This is a genomic window from Roseomonas sp. GC11 (assembly GCF_024437745.1).
Lineage (GTDB): Bacteria > Pseudomonadota > Alphaproteobacteria > Acetobacterales > Acetobacteraceae > Pseudoroseomonas.
Genome location: NZ_JANFNY010000040.1, coordinates 1 through 16,658, shown reverse-complemented (window position 1 = coordinate 16,658; position 16,658 = coordinate 1). Strand labels below are relative to the sequence as shown.

The window sequence follows — 16,658 nt, the reverse complement described above, 5'->3', positions numbered from 1 at the left end:
CCGCCCCGCCACCGGGCGCTGTCAGGCCGGGCGCTGTCAGGCCGGGCGACGCAGCGGCATCAGCGAGCCAGCGCCATGCGGGGTGCTGATGGTGGTGCAGGTACCGGCGGGCACCAGCTTCCAGGCATTGCCCTGGTAGTCGACCTTCGAGGTGCCCGCACAGGTGGTGCCGGGGCCGGCCGCGCAGCCATTCTGGCCAGCCAGCGACACGCCGTAGCACTTCTCCGTGGCGGCCGGCTGCGCCGCGGCGGGAGCCGCGGCCATTGCCAGGGCGGAGGCGGTGGCACCGAGCAGGGCGAGGGCAAGCTGACGGGTCTGCATAGATCGTCTCCGTGGAGGATGGCGCGGGCCGTGAGTGGCCCACGCCGCCGACTACGGGGCTGGGGCGGCAGGCATTACGCAGCGCGGCGCGAATGTTTCCGCAGGCAGGGCAAAAAATTTTTCCTCTGGCCTGTAACGTTGGAGTGCTACCGCGCGAAATCCTGCGCGAGAGCGACAGGAGGCGGCATGGCCCGCGCGTCGGATGAGGAAGATTGGGCGGATTGGATGCGCGCTGCCATCGCGGGCGACGGCGCCGCCTATCGCCGCGTGCTGGAGGCCGTGACGCCCTTCCTGCGTGGCCTGGCACGGCGCGGTTTCGCTCGTGCCGGGCTATCGCCGGCCGAGGCGGAGGATGTCGTGCAGGAGGCGCTGCTGGCCATCCACCTGAAGCGCCACACCTGGGACACGGCGCGGCCGATCGGGCCGTGGCTTTCCGCCATCGCGCGGAACAAGCTGGTGGACGCACTACGCCGCCGCCCCACCGCCGCGCATGTGCCGATCGACGATCTGCTCGAGACCCTGCCCGCCGCCGGCGGCGCGGAGATGGAGGAAGGGCAGGAGCTTGACCGGCTGCTGGAGCAGCTGGGCGGTCGGCAGCGCGACATCGTGCGCGCGCTCTCGCTGGAGGGCCGCTCGGCGCGCGAGGCGGCGCAACAGTTCAGCATGTCGGAGGGCGCCGTGCGCGTAGCCCTCCACCGCGCCCTGAAGGCGCTGGCCCTGATTTCGGGAAGGCAGACGGCATGAGGACGAACGAACTGATCAGCGCGCTGGTGCAGGACCAGGCCATGCGACGCTGGCGGCTGGAGGGTGTGCTGCTCTGCGGCCTGGCCATCGGTGGCGGCATGACGGCGCTGGGCTTCCTGGCCGGACTTGGCCTACGGCCGGATCTGGAGAGCGCCGTCATGACGCTGCGGGTGCTGCTGAAGCTGGTGGTGAGCCTGGGGCTGCTTGTGGTTTGTGCCGGGCTGACGCTGCGGCTGGCGCGCCCTGGTGTGCCTGTGGGCGGCTGGCGCTGGGGGGCGCCCGCGCTGGCGCTGCTGCTGGCGGGCGCTGTGGCGGCGGAGCTGCTGGCGACGCCACCGGCAAGCTGGAGCGCCCGGATGATGGGACAGAACGCGCTGTTCTGTCTGGCGCTGATCCCGGCCCTGGCGGCAGGGCCTCTGGCCTGCCTGCTTCTGGCGCTACGCCAGGGCGCGCCGATCCGCCCCGGCCTTTCGGGCGCACTGGCCGGGCTGGCGGCAGGCGGCATGGGCGCCGCCTTCTACGCGCTGCACTGCATCGATGACAGCCCGCTTTTTCTGGTGGTGTGGTACGGGCTAGGCATCGGCTTCGTCGCGCTGCTCGGCGCCGTGCTGGGCCGCTACTGGCTGCGCTGGTAACCCTGCAACTCGGCGCGGGAATCCTGCTCCGCCAGGAACGCCGCCTTTAACAGCGCCTTTCAAAACCTATCCTGAAGTGCGTTGAGGCAGATGAGAGAGCAGGCGAGCGCGGTAAGGGCATGGTGCATGTTGAGCCTGCGCTCGTAGCGGATGGCAAGGCGGCAGAAGCGGTTGATCCATGCGAAGGTGCGCTCGATAACCCACCGATGCTTGCCCAGCCTCTGGCGGCTTTCGATGCCACGGCGTGCGATCCGATGTTTGATCTCGCGCCGGAGGCAAGTGCGGCGGCAACGGCCGATGATCATAGGCCTTGTCGGCATGCAACTTGTCCGGCCTGCGGCGGGGTCGTCCGGGTTTTCCTGCAACAGGTTGCGGGACTATCAGGAATTTATGGGATGGCCCGCTGATGGGGTGTCTTGATCAACCGTGGAGCGGAGGACGGCGCATTTCCGCCGAGAACTCTGCCAAGACCTGACCGATGGTCGCGGCACCCCGCGCTATCTCCTCCTCATTCCAGGCGCTGAAGCCCAGGAAGAGGCCCTGCTCCCGGTTCGGGTGATAAAACATCCCGCTGAGCGGACGCGCGATGACGCCCCGCCGGGCTAGTGCTCGGCACAACGCCACATCATCCAGGACCGCATCGCAGCGGGCGAGAAGCTGCATGCCGCCGGCAGGCACCTCTGCCGCAAGCGACCCGGCCCGGGCCGCAAGCTCCTGCACCAGCCGGTCGCGGCGTGCCTTGTAGAGGCGGGTCATGCGGCGGATGTGGGTGAGGAAATCCCCGCCCGCGATGAACTCGGCCAGCGCCACCTGCATGGCCGCGGGCACGAAGAGGCCCAGGTGGCGCTGCGCCAGTTGGAAGGTCGGCAGCAGTGCTGCCGGAACCACCAGATAGCCCACACGGATATCGGCCGACATAGCCTTGGAGAAGGTCCCGACATAAAGCGGCGTGCCGTCCGGATCGAGCCCCGCGAGGGCCGGGACCGGTCGGCCATCATAGTGGAAATCGCCATCGTAGTCGTCCTCCACGACCACGGCGCCGACCTCGCGCGCATGGGCCAGCAATGCGAGGCGCCGCGCTACGGGCATCAGCCGGCCTGTCGGATACTGGTGCGAGGGCGTGACAAAGATCAGCCGCGGCGCATCGAGCTGATTGGCAACGACCAGGCCGGCTGGGTCCAGTGGTACGCCGATGACCCGCGCCTGGGCGAGCATCAGGGCGGCATGGGCGCCGCCATAGCCCGGACTTTCCATCCAGGCGACCTCGCCGGGGTCCATCATGGTGCGGGCGATGAGGTTCAGGCCCGCCTGGGCCGAGGGAACAAGCAGGATTTGCTCGGGCCGGGCGCGGATGCCGCGCCGTGCCGCGAGGTGGGCCAGCAGGGCCTGTTGCAGGCACGCCTCGTTTCCACCGCGCGCGCTGCGCCGGGGCACGCGGCTGGCCGCCAGGCGCAGGCACCGGCCCCAGACGGCATGGGGGAATTCGCGTTCATCGCCCATGCCGGCCTGGAAGGCGCGCGGCTGCGCCTCCTGCGCGGCTGGCGGCCAGCTGAGGCCGGCAAGCTTGCGCCCCCAGGCGGAGGAGCGAAGCTGCGGTGATGCCGCCGGGGCTGTGCGGCCAGGGCCGGGTGCGGCCGGCAGCGCCGCGTCGGATGCGACACGGGGGCGCCGGTTCGGCAGGAGGGTGAGGTAGCCCTCCGCCACAAGCTGCTCCACCGCCTGCGTCACGGTGTTGCGCGAAATCCCTAGGCCCTGCGCCAGGCTGCGGCTGGATGGCAGGCTCTGGCCTTGTGGGAGGCGCCCCGTTGCGATCAAGGCGCGCAACTGGTCCGTCAGTTGGCGTGTCAGCCCGGCCTCGCCGCCCAGGCGCAGGTCCAGCAGGCCGAGGATCGGGTTGTCTATGAACTGGCTCCTTATTTTTCAGAAAAGTGGCGCTTTTATTAGATCCAGATAGGCCGCTATGCAAGGCGTAGCCCCGCCGCCGCACCTGCCGGGGCTGCCGCTTACTTTGGGGGACGCACCGCATGGACCTGCCCTGGCAACAGATCGTAATGATGCTCTTGATGGGCTTGCCGTGCGGGGTGGTCGCGGTCACGGCGGGGGGTGGCGTCACCCTCGGCGTGCCGCTGCTGATGCTGGCCGGCGTCTCGGCCGGCGAGAGCGTCATTGGCGTCAAGGTGGCGCTTTGGGCCGCCTTCCTCACAGGGTCGATTGCACACGCGCGGGCGCCACGGCAGGGCGAGGTTTCCCTATCGTGGTGGGTATGGCCGATGTGTGTGGCTGGGGCGATCGGTGGGGCCAAGCTGCTGGCCGTGATGGACCCGGCCTGGCTGCGTGACGTCGTCCTGGTGCTGCTGATTGCGTCCATCGTCGGCACCGTCTGGGCCACGCGCCGGCCGCGGGAGGCGAACCGGGCGCCCAACCGATTTCAGCGCGTGGCGGGCTTCATGATCATCTTGGGACTTGCGGTGTACTCGGGCTTCTTCGGCGCGGGCTATGGCGTCTTTCTGATCTGTGCACTGGTCTCGCTGCATGGACATTCGCCTTCGACGGCCGCCGCCCTCGGCACGCGCCTGAGCTTCGTGATGTCGAGCGCCTCTGTCGGCGTGTTCATCTGGCATGCGGTCGTCCCCTGGGCGATCGTGGTGCCGCTTGCTTTGGGTTGTGCCGCGGGGGGGATGATCGGTGCGCGTGCGGTCACGTTGCTGGGCGACGCGGCGGTCCGGATCGCAATCTGGTGCGTCAGCATTCTCGTCGCAGGGAGTCTGCTGCTGGCCTAACTGTCCGGTTGTGAAACCTCTTTGGCAGCTTCAGCAATGAGGCGTGCGCGGGCGATGTCCTCTGGGCTGGCTCGGCCTTCAGGTGTTTCGGGTTTGGGTCGGGCGAGCTTTCGTCGCGCCCAGAGGCGTTCCTTGACGACTTGGTTGGGTCTCTTTCCGTCGAGGACGCGCTGACGGCGGGCATTGTAGGCGGCGTTGAAGCCTCGCAGCAGCTGCTCCAGTTGGGCATGGGAGCAGATGGTGATGCCGAGCACCTCGCTGCCGACCCGCCCGTTGAACCTCTCTACCATGCCATTTGTCTGCGGCGGGTAGGGCCGGGTGTGGCGATACTCCGCGCCGAACTCGGCGCACACCTTGGCAAAAGCGGGTGTGAAGCAACTGCCGTTGTCTGTCAGCACGTGGGTGAGGCGGAACGGAAAGGCCTTGGCTGCCTCGCGCAAGAAAGCGATGGCGCTGCGCTCCGTCTCGTCATCCTTGACAGCCAGGTGGACGGAGCGGGACCGGCGATCAATGGCGACATAGAGGTAGCGCTTGCGGCGCTCACCATTGGCGGTCTGTAGCTTGGGCAGATGCTTGATGTCGATGTGGACGAAGCCGAGATCATAATCCCGGAAGGTGCCCTTGCCCCGGATAGGCCGCTCGGAAGTGGAAGGGCGCCTGCGGCTCAACCCCTCAGCTTTGAGGATGCGCCAGATGCTGTCGCGGTTCAGATGCGGCAAGAAGTGGGTCACCACGAAGGTGAGGTCATCGAGGGCGAAGTTGGTGGCCCGGCGCAGGCCGCAGACGATGGCACGCTCCTCCTCGGTGGCCTTCCAGGGCAGCTTATGGGGCCGGGCCGAGTGGTCGAGGCAGTCTTGCGGGCCGCGCCGGCGCCACTTGCGGATGGTCTCGCTGCTCACCCCAAAGCGGCGAGCCAGGACACCGGAGGGCTCGGAAGAGCGGGCGATCTCAGCCCGGACGGCGGGGGTGGTACGGGAATTGGGGTGGATCTGGTGCATGGCTCACCTACCTCCCGGCACGGCGCGCTTCAGGCGCTCGAAACGATAGGCGTAGTCTACGATCGCCAGCCCCACCGGATCCCAACAATGTTCCGCGACCAGACAGTTAGGCTTCCTCTCCGGCGGCGCCTGGCGCAGCGGCTTGGTGGCGGGCATGCCGGCCGCCCCGGCATAGCGCTGCAGCGTCGCGCCGGCGGCCAGATGCGGATAGGCCTGCGCGCCGACCGCCTAACCCGCATCCTTCACGGGCTGAAGCCGATCCAGGGCAAGCCGCTGAATTTTCTTGAAAGGTCGACAAGACACGCCAGTGCGCAGTTTTTCGCAACGAAACCCGCTGTGCGGCCAACCGCCCGCAATCTCGCAAGGGCTGCCCTTGTCGGCGCATCATCCGGGCTAAAAGCAGTCATGAGTTGCCCACCCCCGGCGTTGAATATTGGTCGGAGATTTTTGCCACAGCTTCCGGCGTTTCCGGGTGCGCAAGCGGAAGCTTCGTGAACCCTGCGTCAAGGCAGGCCTGGCGCAGTTCCGCCGAGATGAAATACGCGTCGCCCCAATTCACGTCGCGAAACAGATGCACGCCTGCCACCGGCATGTCCTCGCGCAGCGCAAAGACCTGCGGGGCCGGGAAGAGCTCGAAGCGGTCCACATGGGGCTTCGGAAGGCGGAACAGGAAGACCTCCATCGCATCGAGATCAAAGGCAGGAAGCCGCCGGACGATGTCCACGAAGAAATACTCCTGCGCTACGGGCTGCTTCCGCCTCCCTTCCAGCGCGATCGGCAGGATATCGAGAGCCTCGGGATCGAAGCGCTGCCAGATCTCCAGCAGAGGCCGGGATAGGATATGCGTCCCCCTGACGACAACGGTATCAAGCAGCGGCGGTATTCTGTGGAACGACATCCCGGCGCCGACGCGCAGTTGCGGCTTGGGCAAGCTGCGCACCTCGTCCCAGCCCCGCCCGCGGCCACTCACATACCATTCCCTGGGTGGGGTCGTCAGAAATTCGGCCTTATCCCACATCGTACTCGTGGTGAAGAAGCGGCGATTCATCGCCGGCACGGGATCGATCACAGGGCGCCGTGATTCGGCGCGCCTGTATTGCTCCAGACGGGCCTTGAGATACGCCCTGTGGAGCAAGCTATGCTCATCTCCGTCCGGCGGCCCCGCATCCAGGGCGTCCCGCGCCTGGCACAGCGCCTCATAGGCATCTCGGCGAATACTCATGTGCGCTGTGGCTCCGCTGTGGCCTCGGCCGATAAGACAAGGACCGCGCCGCCCTGCGGCCCTTGCGGGTGGCGCCGTGCGCGCCATTGCCAGCCCTGGCCACCCGCGATTGTGTCGCCATCCCGCAGGTCTCCCCCCTGCATCAGGTAGAGCGCGATGCTCGTGCAGCGTTTCGCGAGTTGTTCCGGGGGCAGCATCGCTGTCGGGGCCATGACCAGATTAAGCCCCAGGAACAGATCCAGGCCGCGCGTCGCGACGCCCACTTCCTCCGGCGCGCGCCCGCGCAGCAGCCGAAGATCCATCCAGAGATTGACAGGAAACTCGGAAGAGGCCTGGGCCACGAAGTCGGCGGGGCGCCACGCCGTTTCCGAATTGGCCCACAGTCCTGCAACGGCGTTTGGCCCGGCCCTCTCGGCCAGCAATGCAGCAAGCCGCAACACCCCACGCGCCGCGAGCGCGGCACGCGCCGTCTCGGTGCCGGATTGCTCCAAGGTGCTGACAACCAGATGCGCTTGATGGTCTGCCAGTTCCTGCTGCGCCGAAGGCCACCAATAGGCCGCAGCGACATATGCCTCGATTTGAGGAGCCGGCACCGCCCCATCGACCTGCGCCACGACGAAGGTCTGCCCGGCATGCGCCATCAGAGCGGGGCCGCCTGGCTCTGAACCCGGCAGGGCGCGCCAAATCGGCTCCCCCGCGAAACGGGCAGAGAGGGCTGCGGCAACGACCTCGGCCTCCAGGCTGGATGTCGCGGAACGCAAAAGGATCATCGCCATGGGTCGATTCATCATGGGCGATCCGTTTTTACAACGAAATCTGCTCTACGGCCAGCCGCCTGCAATCTCAGCAAGGGCTACCCTTATCGGCGCATAATCCAGGCTATCCAGGGCACAGCCCGCGCGAAACAAGCGCTTGGCGCGCGGCTCCTCTGCGGCGGCGGTTTGCAACTCGTCCAACCGTTCGCAATGCCCAGGCATTCGATACACGAACTTCCGCAGCCCCTGCCGCCAACAGAACGCAGTAAAATCAGCGCTCTAAACCTTGTAGAGTGAATGGGCCAAGTCCCAAGGTTCGGAGAGAAAGGGCCATTTGGAGAGCGATTTTGGGCTCTCCCCTGCCCTGCCGCTCCCAAGGTGTCTTGGCAAACCCTTCTGAAAACTGGGCTTTTTGGCGCCGTCGGACGGGGCAGAGAGCGGTTTCGCCGGAGGGGAATGGTGTGGGGAATGAAACCGGGGGCGAACTCTCTCTGGGGGACGGGATGCGCGACGAGCGAGCGCGCGAAATTCCCAATAATCTCCTCCGGGCAAGGTCCGACCGGATCTTCACCCACCGCACCGGCTCAGTGATCCTCGATCGCCTTCTGGCCCGCCTGCACCGACGCAAGGCCAAACTGCTACACGTGCTGCTGCGGTCGGAAATCCCGCTCCACACCAATGGCTCGGAGAACGACATCCGCGCCTGCGGCACCATGAGCGAGGAGGGCCGCACCACCCGTGATGTCCTCCTCTGCCTGATGAAGACCTGCCGCAACTCGGCCTCTCGTTCTACCGCCACCACGGCGACCGCCTGCGTGTCCCAGGCGCCACGCCCGTCCCACCGCTGCCGGATCTCGTCCGTCAAGCCGCCGCTCCAGCCTGAACAGACAGCCACGCCCGCGAAGCTGTCCCGGTTACATCGAGATGTAAGAGATTTGTATTTCACAGTTTTGGATCAAGCGGTTGCGAAACGCGGTGTAGGTGCCGTCCGTGCCGAAACTGCGGGTCAGCTGCTGTGTCATGGTGGCTTTCCCTTATCGTAGGCTGGCAAGGTAGCAGACGACCCTCGGATGCGGCGCGCGCAGCTCGGCGAGCATCGCTACGCGGTCCTTGGTGCTCACGGACAGGTAAAGCACGCGCCCGCTGTCCAGTAGAACCAAGTCCTCGGCATCCGTACGTCGAAAAGCCCGACCAAAGCGACGCCCGGCCGCGGTTGCTGCGGGCGGATTGCGAGCGATGAAATGCTGAATGGTCTGATCCTCCGGGCCAAACAGCACGTTCGACGCGTCGATCATTCGCCCGCTTGCAAACGCTTCCGCCCACACCGATGGCCCTGCCCGGCTTTCCTGCGGCAGGGGCTCAGCGTCGTCGCGCATGAAAACCAGGATCTGGACGGGATCGTACGGCACGAACGGATTGTTTACGCGATACACACGACGTGGTTGCCCCTCACCAAGAATATCGGCACGGACGACCTGTATCAGGGGATCGAAGGTAAGCCGCGCTCGCCAATTCCCGGGGTCGTTCGGCTGCCATCGTGCAAAAAGCGGGTCAGCCCGGGGCGCGGCAAGGTCGCGGTCGGCCGGTTCCGCGTTGAGCGCGGTAGCCAAGCGTCGGCAGAGCGGCGCGTCTTCGACCAGGTTGGCAGGTCCGGCGACCAAATAGGGTCGGGCCGGGCTCGGAGCCGCACCGCCCGCTGTGACCAACGGGAGGAAAAGCAGAAAGCACATGCGCAGGCGCCAAAACGCTTTGCGCCCTTGGATAGGAGTTTGGTTAAGAAGGTTGCTGACAGTGCTCATGAAGCAGCAGAGTGCCGGGCTAGGCGCTCCTCCTTCTACCAAAGCGGCTGGATCTGCGTTAACTGCATGGCTCAATGGAGCCAAATTGAACGCGTGTCACGGTCACGCGGGTTCCCTCGCTGATGCTCGCATAAATCGTATATGATCCTGTTCGACAGGGGCCCCGTTTTGGAAACCAATCCGGTATACCTAGTAAAAGGGTTCGCAAGCGTGTTCGAAAAACCCGTGTGCATCGAACTTCATCGGCCGCGCCCGAGAGGCTGTTGCAGTCAGCTTTGGTTAACGATCGCAGATCGGATAATGCCAAGGAAGAATCTTGATAATGGGATATTCTTCTCGTAAGCAATTGCGGTCCTGCAGACTCTATAGTTTTCACAACACAAGCATCAAAATTCAAATACTTTTCCTCGCCATCTCTGGTAAGAACGTGACAGGCCGCATAAGGAACCGCTCCCTCAGCCGGCGGTATGATCCATTCAAAAAAGGCATCGTCCTGTGCCCAAGGCGCACAAGCAACCGGAAAAAAAGCTGCAAACAGTGTTCTTAGTAATCTGCAGAACCCACGTCTCATGTCACAATCTCCAAGGCTGAGGCCAAATATCCGATCTTTCTGTGGTCAAACGACCTGCATTCCCCAAAGCCCCGCATAACGCCCCCCCCTCGCGCAAGCAATTCCTCATGTGCCCCGTCCTCGGTCACCCGCCCCTGCTCGACAGTGATGATGCGATCCGCCTCACGCACCGCCGCCAAGCGATGCGCAATGATCAGCACCGTCCGCCCACGTGCCATGGCGCGCATATTCTCCTGCACGATGCGCTCGCTTTCATCATCCAGTGCGCTTGTTGCCTCGCCGCACGAGAGGGTTGAACCCCTCTTCCCGATCTCCGTGTCATAGCCGTGTGGCAACTCCAGGGTGAACTCATGCGCCCCGGCAAGGCGTGCCACCCGCGCTATCACATCTGGGGTGACCCTGCCCCCTAAATGCCCTCGTTCATGAGCAGATCCTGTTCTCCATTTGCCCTGATGCGGGGCGGTTTGCAAAGGCTGCTGGGGTGAGTCGGTTCAGGCTCATGTGTGGGCGGGTCGTGTTGTAGTCGCCCCTCCATGCTTCGATGATCCGGCGCGCCGCGGGCAGGCTGCCGAACAGGTGCTCGTTCAGGCACTCGTCGCGGAACCGGCCATTGAAGCTCTCAACCCGTTCTGCTGCGGCTTGCCCGGCGCGATGTAGTGCCAGGCGACGCCGCGCTCCTGCTGCCAGCGCAGCATCGCGTGCGAAGTCAGCTCGGTGCCGTTATCGCTGACGATCAGCGCCGGTCGGCCGCGCAGCGCCACGAGCCGGTCGAGCTCGCGCCCGACGCGCAGCCCCGACAGCGAGGTGTCCGCCACCAGCGCCAGGCACTCGCGGGCGAAGTCGTCCACCACGGCGAGAACGCGAAATCGCCGCCCGCAGGCCAGCGCGTCAGAGACGAAGTCCAGCGACCAACGCTGGTTCATCGCCTGCGGCAGCGCCATCGGCGCCCGCGTCCCGAGCGCTCGCTTGCGCCCGCCACGACGGCGCACCCCGAGGCGTTCCGCCCGATACAGGCGGAACAGATTCTTATGGTTCAGCCGGTGCCCCTCCCGGGCCAGCAGGATATGCAGGTGCCGGTAGCCGAACCGTCGGCGCTCATTCGCCAAGGCCCGCAGCCGAATGCGGACCTCTCCGTCGTCAGGGCGCCGCGAGACGTAGCGGTATGTCTTCGGCGCCATGCCGACGAGCTGGCAGGCGCGCCGCTGCGAGTAGTCCTTCTCCTTGATCGCCCAGTTCACGGCGTTTCTCCGCGAGCCGGGCGTCAGAAGTTTTTTGCCAACATCTCCCGCAGCGTCGAGACATCGAGCATGGACTCCGCCAGCAGCTTCTTCAGCCGCGCGTTCTCCTCCTCGAGGCTCTTTAGCTTGCGGGCGTCCGACACCTCCATGCCCCCGTACTTCGAAGGCCAAGCATAGAACGTCGCCTCGCTGATCCCATGCTTGCGGAACAGATCCGGCGCCGTCGCACCCGCCTGGTGCTCCTTCAGCACACGGATGATCTGCTCCTGCGTCAACCTCGATCGCTTCATCATCCGTCTCCCTTCGACGGATTCTAGCTCAGAACGGTGACATCCCAGGGGGCAGGGTCAGCCCGCCTGCACCGACGCAAGGCCAAACTGCTACACGTGCTGCTGCGGTCGGAAATCCCGCTCCACACCAATGGCTCGGAGAACGACATCCGCGCCTGCGGCACCATGAGCGAGGAGGGCCGCACCACCCGTGATGTCCTCCTCTGCCTGATGAAGACCTGCCGCAACTCGGCCTCTCGTTCTACCGCCACCACGGCGACCGCCTGCGTGTCCCAGGCGTCACGCCCGTCCCACCGCTGCCGGATCTCGTCCGTCAAGCCGCCGCTCCAGCCTGAACAGACAGCCACGCCCGCGAAGCTGCCCCGGTTACATCGAGCTGTAAGAGATTTGTATTTCACATTTTTGAATCAAGCGGTTGCGAAACGCGGTGTAGGTGCCGTCCGTGCCGAAACTGCGGGTCAGCTGCTGTGTCATGGTGCCTCCCTCCTATCGTGTGCTGGCGAGGTAGCAGACAGGCCTCGGATGCGGCGGTCCCAAATCGGCAAGTATGGCCGCACGGTCCTTGGTATTCTCTGTCAGGTAGAGCACGCGCCCGTCACCCAGCAGGACCAAATCTGCAGCGTCACCACCGTGAAAAATGCGCCTGAAGCGAAGGCCTATCGCGTTCGCAAAAGGCGGATTGTGGTCGATGAAACGCTGGATAGCCCTATCCTCCGAACCATACAGGACCGGCGAAGCCCCGATCATCCGCCCGCTTGCAGACGCTTCCGCCCACACTGATGGCCCGGCCCGGCTTTCCTGCGGCAGGGGCTCCTTGTCGTCCTGCATGAAAACTAGTCCCTGCGAGGGATCGTACGGCACGAATGGGTAGTTCACGCGGTACACGCTGCGCGGCTTGCCCTCGCCGAGGATGTCGGCACGGACGACCTGTATCAGGGGATCGAACGTAAGCCGTGCTCGCCAATTCCCGGGGTCGTTCGGCTGCCATCGTGCAAAAAGCGGGTCAGCCCGGGGCGCGGCAAGGTCGCGGTCGGCCGGTTCCGCGTTGAGCGCGGCAGCCAAGCGTCGGCAGAGCGGCGCGTCTTCGACCAGGCTGGCAGGTCCGGCGACCAAATAGGGTCGGGCCGGGCTCGGAGCCGCACCGCCCGCTGTGACCAACGGGAGGAAAAGCAGAAAGCACATGCGCAGGCGCCAAAACGCTTTGCGCCCTTGGATAGGAGTTTGGTTAAGAAGGTTGCTGACAGTGCTCATGAAGCAGCAGAGTGCAGGGCGGCGATTGCCCTTATTAGCACCAAGCCGAGAGATTGTCAGAAATTTATGGGATGGCTCGCCCCTCTTCCCTGCCACGCTACGCTAGCAGGGCAACGTTAGGGACAGGAACTGGTTCGATGCAGATTGCGGTTCTGGGGATCGACCTGGGCCAGAACAGTTGCAACGTGGTGGGGCTCGACGCCAGTGGGCGGGTGGTCCTGCGACGGCGGCTGCAGCGGGAGGGTGTCGTCAAGCTGGCGGCAGGCCTGCCGGGCTGCGTGATAGCGATAGAGGCCTGCTACGGAGCGCATCACCTCGGCCGTAGGTTGCTCGAGCATGGCTACCAGGTCCGACTGATGTCGCCGGAGTAGGTGCGCCCCTAGCCGATCCGACAGGTCGAAGAACCCGGGTTGCCCCGCCATCGCCGCCTCCGCCCGCATCGCCACGCCAGTCAATCAGCGGCAGGAAGCCAACGCGAGTGGTTTCTGGAGGCGTCCAGATAGCGCGATGCGGTGCGAGGTGGCAGCAATAGATCGCCGTTATTGTTTCGAAATTCAAAAAATAAATCAACAGATTCGAGGCGAGAAAAATAAAAATTCACTCTAATGTGCATATATAAAAAATTCGCATTTTCTTTTATTAATCCTCTGGCAATAGTTTTTATAGAAATCCAGCAATTCATTTGATTTTTTACATAAACCGAATTGACACAAGACCCTCGCCCAAATTCTTCCCTAATCTGAAATTCATTTTTCTGGTTTCCAGAAAAATCCCCAGCAATACAATCAACAATATCCATCTCATTATTTATATTCCCCACTCCCTCGATATTATTTTGAGGAATGCATTTATTTATAAGATCGCGGTTACCATATTCAATTTTTGTTTCATGCATTCTAGAAAAGTTCAAAGAACACGATGGCGCGATCAAAAAAATTCCAAAAATAAAAACAATTTTTCTGATATTAATTTCGTTTTTTATTAAAAACCGCTGATGAGGTATAAACATGGTGAAAATCCCTTCCTAATCCAAAAATTTCAATTTTGAAGCCGCCAAAGCCGTGCATAGCGTTTATGCAACGACAGTAGATGTTCGTGCGTGCCATCCTCCGTGACGCGTCCCCGCTCGACAGTGATGATACGATCCGCCTCGCGCACAGCCGCAAGCCGGTGCGCAATGATCAGCACCGTCCGCCCCCGCGCCATGGAGCGCATATTCTCCTGCACGATGCGCTCGCTTTCATAATCCAGCGCGCTCGTCGCCTCATCAAAGATCAGCACCTTCGGATCACTCATCAGCGCCCGGGCGATCGCAATCCGCTGTCGCTGGCCGCCCGAAAGGGTCGAACCCTGCTCCCCGATCTCCGTGCCATAGCCATGCGGCAATTCCAGGATGAATTCATGCGCCCCGGCAACGCGCGCCACCCGCACTATCGCATCTGGGGGGCGGGATAACTCCAGTTGCTGGACAGTCTGGCAACTGGGGTAAATTGGCCCTTGAGGACCTGCCAGGAATTCGTGGCATCGCTCATCCCATCTGCAGCGGCACGACATAGTGGCAGTTTAGCCAGAAGCGGATGGTGAGGTAGTCTGGAAAGTACCCCCCTCCCCTCACCCCACCCGCCGCTTCTTCACCTGCACCGAGAGCGTCACCGGGACGAGATCGAAGGTGGCACTGGGAGACATGTTCCGCGCCATCACCCGCACCGTGTTGTTCGTCCAGGCCGCCGCGTCGAGTTCGATGAACCGCGTCGACGACACCAGCGCCGCCTGCGCCAGATCGCCCTGACGCGCGCCGGGGATAGCCACGTCGAGCAGGCTGGTGGCACCCGGCGCCAGGCTCGGCAGGTCCCAGGTGATTTCAGCCACCAAGTCCCGCTGCCCCACCGGCAGCGCCGGCGTGCCGCAGAGCAGTGCCGGCGCGTGCTCCGGCAGGCCATAGACCCGCAGCGCCTCGATCTCGATCGGCCCATCAAAGCCGACGATGCTAATCTGCGCCGCAGCCACATCCGCCGCCACGCGCACTGTCATCCGCCGGTTCAGCGAAGCATCGGCCATCGCCGCGCCCCCTGTCCAGCTTTTCGACGGGGTGTTCCAGACGGGCGTCGTCAGCGAAGCCAGCACGTCTCCGGCGATATTCTCCCGCAGGCTGCCATCGGCGTTGAAGGTGCGGAGAAACAGCCGCCCGCCATTGGCACCACCGGCCAGGCTGTGCACCAGGGCGAATTCCTTCGCTGCCTGCGTGTCCAGCACAAAGGCCAGGCCGCGATTGGCGTCGAGCAGCAGGCCGCGGCTGGTGGCCGCGATCCCCGTGGCGCCATTGAGCGAGAGGCCGGCCAGGGTGTTCTCTGTCGTGGTGGAGAGGGAGATGGTGGCGAGCCCCTCCACCCCGATCTCCGTGCTACTCTGCCGGAAGGCCGCGGCCCGGAGGCTCGGCACTGCCCCCAGCAGCCGCAGATGCCGCGAGGCCGGCGCGCGATGGCGGTTGAGCACCGTGTTGCCGCAGCGCGTCGCCGTCGCGTCGTAGAGAATATCGTGCCGATAGCTGTTCGACCAAGCCACCTCGTATTCGCAGTCCTGCGCTGAGGCCGTGTGCCGCGCCACCCAGTTCGAGCAGCCCTCCAGCCGCAGGTTGCGCCCGATGATCGCCGAGCCGCCCGTCTCGTTCAGGAAAGGAATGCCCTGCTGCGTGCCATCGATGTGCTTCAGCTCGAAATTGGTGCCGTCGAAGATGTGGCGGTTGTGATTGTTGTAGCTGCTGGCATCGACGCGGGAGAAGCGCACGCCATAGCGGTCCTGCCCGGTGTTGATCCCGGTGGCCTGCGCGATGTGCCCACCATAGTAGCGGATCGAGGTGTTCCAGGAGGTGCTGGCATTGCAGCGGACATCCAGGCCGATTTTCGCATTGAGGATGCGGTAGAGGAACAGCGTGCTGTCCTCGACGCCGCGGCCATCGCCCAGCGTCTGCACCCCGATGGTGAAGCCCTGCACCAGGCGGATCTCGACCGTGCTGCTGTCGATGTTCTGGATGCGCATGCCAACATCCGCCTCATCGGCCCAGTTGCTCTGGGTCTGCCGGATCACCTGGAGGCCCTGGTAGAGCTTCTCATTGTTCCGCACCGTGCCGCCGCTGCCCAGCGTCAGCACGGCGATGGCCGCGCTGCCGGTGTAGCGGATCACGCCGCGCATCTTGAGGCCGCGTGCGCCGCCGGCGAGGCTGACCCCGGCCGAGACATTCCAGGTGCCGGGCGGAATCACCGCAAACTTGCCGTCGGCAGCCGCGCGATCAAAGGCGGCCTGGATGGCTGCGGTGTTGTCCGTCACGCCATCGCCGATCCCGCCGAAATCGGTGGGCAGCACCTCCTCCCGATCACGGAGGTATTTGGCCAGATCCGTCTTGCTGACGGCGGTGTTCAGGACCATCAGATCGTCAATGCGCGCGGGCATGAGTGCCTCCGGATCAGAGGGCGGTGGCCGAGACGGGGCCGGGGAGCGCCGACACATTCCCATCGGCCGAGACGGCGCGCAGCCAGTACCAGCGGGTCTGGCCGGCGGTGAGGCCGGTGCGGTCGAAGGACAGGCTGGTCGGCTCGTCGGCCAGCTTCGCCGCGGCAGCGAGGCTGGCCGAGGCTGCCTCGAAGATCTGCAGCCGGGCGGCGCCTGCCGGGAAGCCGCCGGCCAGCCGCACGCCGCCGGTGATGCCGGTGGCCGTGGGGGCCGAGACGCTGGCCGGGATCAGCGCCTCCCGCCAGCCCGACACCGCCCCGCTGCGCGCCACAGCGCGGACGCGGAGGCCCGCCGGCTCGGCGGTGGGGATGGTGGCGGCCGTGGCGCTGACGCCTGCCGCATAGCCCTGCCAGGCGGCCACCGAGGCCGGCAGCGTCTCCACCTCATAGCCGGCCAGATAGGCACTGCCGACCGCCGCCCAGCTGGCTGTCAGCGTGGCGAAGGTCGGTGTGGCCGGGGGGACCACCGCGATGCTGGCCGGCGCCGCGATGCGGCCCGGATTGGGCAGCACCACCGAAGGGTTGTCGCCCGTGGCCCGCTCATCCGT

At 64.8% G+C, this 16,658-nt stretch carries 15 protein-coding genes and 4 pseudogenes; 5 read left to right on the top strand and 14 right to left on the bottom strand.

What is annotated here, in order from left to right; translation table 11 throughout:
- Window positions 1-36: 36 nt before the first annotated feature.
- Window positions 37-321 (bottom strand): DUF2282 domain-containing protein, encoded by a 285-nt coding sequence (locus tag NON00_RS13700; protein ID WP_256021992.1) that lies wholly within the window; start codon window positions 319-321, stop codon window positions 37-39.
- A 186-nt stretch (window positions 322-507) separates the two neighbouring features.
- On the opposite strand from NON00_RS13700, the gene NON00_RS13695 reads away from it, so the two are divergent.
- Window positions 508-1,065: a sigma-70 family RNA polymerase sigma factor gene (locus tag NON00_RS13695; RefSeq protein ID WP_256021989.1), complete on the top strand. Its 558-nt coding sequence runs from the start codon at window positions 508-510 to the stop codon at window positions 1,063-1,065.
- Window positions 1,062-1,700: an NrsF family protein gene (locus NON00_RS13690; RefSeq protein WP_256021987.1), complete on the top strand. Its 639-nt coding sequence runs from the start codon at window positions 1,062-1,064 to the stop codon at window positions 1,698-1,700. Before NON00_RS13695 ends, NON00_RS13690 begins: the two co-directional genes overlap by 4 nt.
- A gap of 59 nt (window positions 1,701-1,759) precedes the next feature.
- Here NON00_RS13690 and NON00_RS13685 read toward each other — a convergent pair.
- Both NON00_RS13685 and NON00_RS13680 read right to left on the bottom strand, forming a co-directional pair.
- A pseudogene (locus NON00_RS13685) lies at window positions 1,760-2,078 on the bottom strand (transposase); the annotation flags it as partial.
- A gap of 42 nt (window positions 2,079-2,120) precedes the next feature.
- Complete coding sequence (locus tag NON00_RS13680) at window positions 2,121-3,536, bottom strand: PLP-dependent aminotransferase family protein (RefSeq protein ID WP_256022049.1); 1,416 nt, start codon at window positions 3,534-3,536, stop codon at window positions 2,121-2,123.
- 188 nt (window positions 3,537-3,724) lie between these two features.
- Here NON00_RS13680 and NON00_RS13675 point away from each other — a divergent pair, with 188 nt between their 5' ends.
- A complete protein-coding gene (locus tag NON00_RS13675) occupies window positions 3,725-4,480 on the top strand; it encodes a sulfite exporter TauE/SafE family protein (protein WP_256021984.1) in 756 nt (251 codons plus the stop codon).
- Here NON00_RS13675 and NON00_RS13670 read toward each other — a convergent pair.
- The 3 genes from NON00_RS13670 to NON00_RS13660 all read right to left on the bottom strand — a co-directional run bounded on the left by NON00_RS13670 (window position 4,477) and on the right by NON00_RS13660 (window position 7,476).
- Window positions 4,477-5,478 carry a DDE-type integrase/transposase/recombinase gene (locus NON00_RS13670; protein WP_370688716.1) on the bottom strand — a complete coding sequence of 334 codons (1,002 nt, stop codon included), beginning with the start codon at window positions 5,476-5,478 and terminating at the stop codon, window positions 4,477-4,479. The two genes, NON00_RS13675 and NON00_RS13670, sit on opposite strands and share 4 nt — an antisense overlap.
- Window positions 5,479-5,881: 403 nt before the next feature.
- Window positions 5,882-6,700, bottom strand: a complete 819-nt coding sequence (locus NON00_RS13665; RefSeq protein WP_256021982.1) for an imm11 family protein — start codon at window positions 6,698-6,700, stop codon at window positions 5,882-5,884.
- Window positions 6,697-7,476, bottom strand: a complete 780-nt coding sequence (locus NON00_RS13660; protein WP_256021978.1) for a DUF4261 domain-containing protein — start codon at window positions 7,474-7,476, stop codon at window positions 6,697-6,699. Before NON00_RS13660 ends, NON00_RS13665 begins: the two co-directional genes overlap by 4 nt.
- 482 nt (window positions 7,477-7,958) lie before the next feature.
- On the opposite strand from NON00_RS13660, the gene NON00_RS13655 reads away from it, so the two are divergent.
- Window positions 7,959-8,498 carry a hypothetical protein gene (locus NON00_RS13655; protein WP_256021975.1) on the top strand — a complete coding sequence of 180 codons (540 nt, stop codon included), beginning with the start codon at window positions 7,959-7,961 and terminating at the stop codon, window positions 8,496-8,498.
- On the opposite strand, the gene NON00_RS13650 is transcribed toward NON00_RS13655, so the two are convergent.
- From NON00_RS13650 to NON00_RS13635, 4 genes and pseudogenes are all read right to left on the bottom strand, one after another.
- On the bottom strand, window positions 8,490-9,254 hold the full coding sequence (locus NON00_RS13650) for a hypothetical protein (RefSeq protein ID WP_256021973.1): 765 nt from the start codon (window positions 9,252-9,254) through the stop codon (window positions 8,490-8,492). The two genes, NON00_RS13655 and NON00_RS13650, sit on opposite strands and share 9 nt — an antisense overlap.
- Window positions 9,255-9,821: 567 nt before the next feature.
- Window positions 9,822-10,199 carry a hypothetical protein gene (locus NON00_RS13645; RefSeq protein WP_305123346.1) on the bottom strand — a complete coding sequence of 126 codons (378 nt, stop codon included), beginning with the start codon at window positions 10,197-10,199 and terminating at the stop codon, window positions 9,822-9,824.
- Between the two features lie 46 nt (window positions 10,200-10,245).
- A pseudogene (locus NON00_RS13640) lies at window positions 10,246-11,353 on the bottom strand (IS3 family transposase).
- Between the two features lie 486 nt (window positions 11,354-11,839).
- Window positions 11,840-12,604, bottom strand: coding sequence for a hypothetical protein (locus NON00_RS13635; protein WP_256021971.1), 765 nt, complete (start codon window positions 12,602-12,604; stop codon window positions 11,840-11,842).
- A gap of 137 nt (window positions 12,605-12,741) precedes the next feature.
- On the opposite strand from NON00_RS13635, the pseudogene NON00_RS13630 reads away from it, so the two are divergent.
- A pseudogene (locus NON00_RS13630) lies at window positions 12,742-12,972 on the top strand (IS110 family transposase); the annotation flags it as partial.
- Between the two features lie 83 nt (window positions 12,973-13,055).
- On the opposite strand, the gene NON00_RS13625 reads toward NON00_RS13630, so the two are convergent.
- The 4 genes and pseudogenes from NON00_RS13625 to NON00_RS13610 all read right to left on the bottom strand — a co-directional run.
- Window positions 13,056-13,613 carry a hypothetical protein gene (locus NON00_RS13625; RefSeq protein WP_256021969.1) on the bottom strand — a complete coding sequence of 186 codons (558 nt, stop codon included), beginning with the start codon at window positions 13,611-13,613 and terminating at the stop codon, window positions 13,056-13,058.
- A 29-nt stretch (window positions 13,614-13,642) separates the two neighbouring features.
- The gene (locus NON00_RS13620; RefSeq protein WP_370688715.1) at window positions 13,643-14,029 is read right to left on the bottom strand and encodes an ATP-binding cassette domain-containing protein; all 387 of its coding nucleotides are present in this window, start codon (window positions 14,027-14,029) and stop codon (window positions 13,643-13,645) included.
- Between the two features lie 186 nt (window positions 14,030-14,215).
- On the bottom strand, window positions 14,216-16,051 hold the full coding sequence (locus NON00_RS13615; protein WP_256021966.1) for a glycoside hydrolase family 55 protein: 1,836 nt from the start codon (window positions 16,049-16,051) through the stop codon (window positions 14,216-14,218).
- A gap of 13 nt (window positions 16,052-16,064) precedes the next feature.
- Window positions 16,065-16,658: pseudogene (locus tag NON00_RS13610) on the bottom strand (hypothetical protein); the annotation flags it as partial.

Bases quoted from the DNA above. Each gene is read 5' to 3' on its own strand.
- NON00_RS13615 (WP_256021966.1), bottom strand. From the start codon at position 16,051: ATGCCCGCGCGCATTGACGATCTGATGGTCCTGAACACCGCCGTCAGC.
- NON00_RS13670 (WP_370688716.1), bottom strand. From the start codon at position 5,478: ATGCACCAGATCCACCCCAATTCCCGTACCACCCCCGCCGTCCGGGCT.
- NON00_RS13625 (WP_256021969.1), bottom strand. From the start codon at position 13,613: ATGTTTATACCTCATCAGCGGTTTTTAATAAAAAACGAAATTAATATC.
- NON00_RS13690 (WP_256021987.1), top strand. From the start codon at position 1,062: ATGAGGACGAACGAACTGATCAGCGCGCTGGTGCAGGACCAGGCCATG.
- NON00_RS13665 (WP_256021982.1), bottom strand. From the start codon at position 6,700: ATGAGTATTCGCCGAGATGCCTATGAGGCGCTGTGCCAGGCGCGGGAC.
- NON00_RS13675 (WP_256021984.1), top strand. From the start codon at position 3,725: ATGGACCTGCCCTGGCAACAGATCGTAATGATGCTCTTGATGGGCTTG.
- NON00_RS13695 (WP_256021989.1), top strand. From the start codon at position 508: ATGGCCCGCGCGTCGGATGAGGAAGATTGGGCGGATTGGATGCGCGCT.
- NON00_RS13655 (WP_256021975.1), top strand. From the start codon at position 7,959: ATGCGCGACGAGCGAGCGCGCGAAATTCCCAATAATCTCCTCCGGGCA.
- NON00_RS13660 (WP_256021978.1), bottom strand. From the start codon at position 7,476: ATGGCGATGATCCTTTTGCGTTCCGCGACATCCAGCCTGGAGGCCGAG.
- NON00_RS13635 (WP_256021971.1), bottom strand. From the start codon at position 12,604: ATGAGCACTGTCAGCAACCTTCTTAACCAAACTCCTATCCAAGGGCGC.
- NON00_RS13650 (WP_256021973.1), bottom strand. From the start codon at position 9,254: ATGAGCACTGTCAGCAACCTTCTTAACCAAACTCCTATCCAAGGGCGC.
- NON00_RS13700 (WP_256021992.1), bottom strand. From the start codon at position 321: ATGCAGACCCGTCAGCTTGCCCTCGCCCTGCTCGGTGCCACCGCCTCC.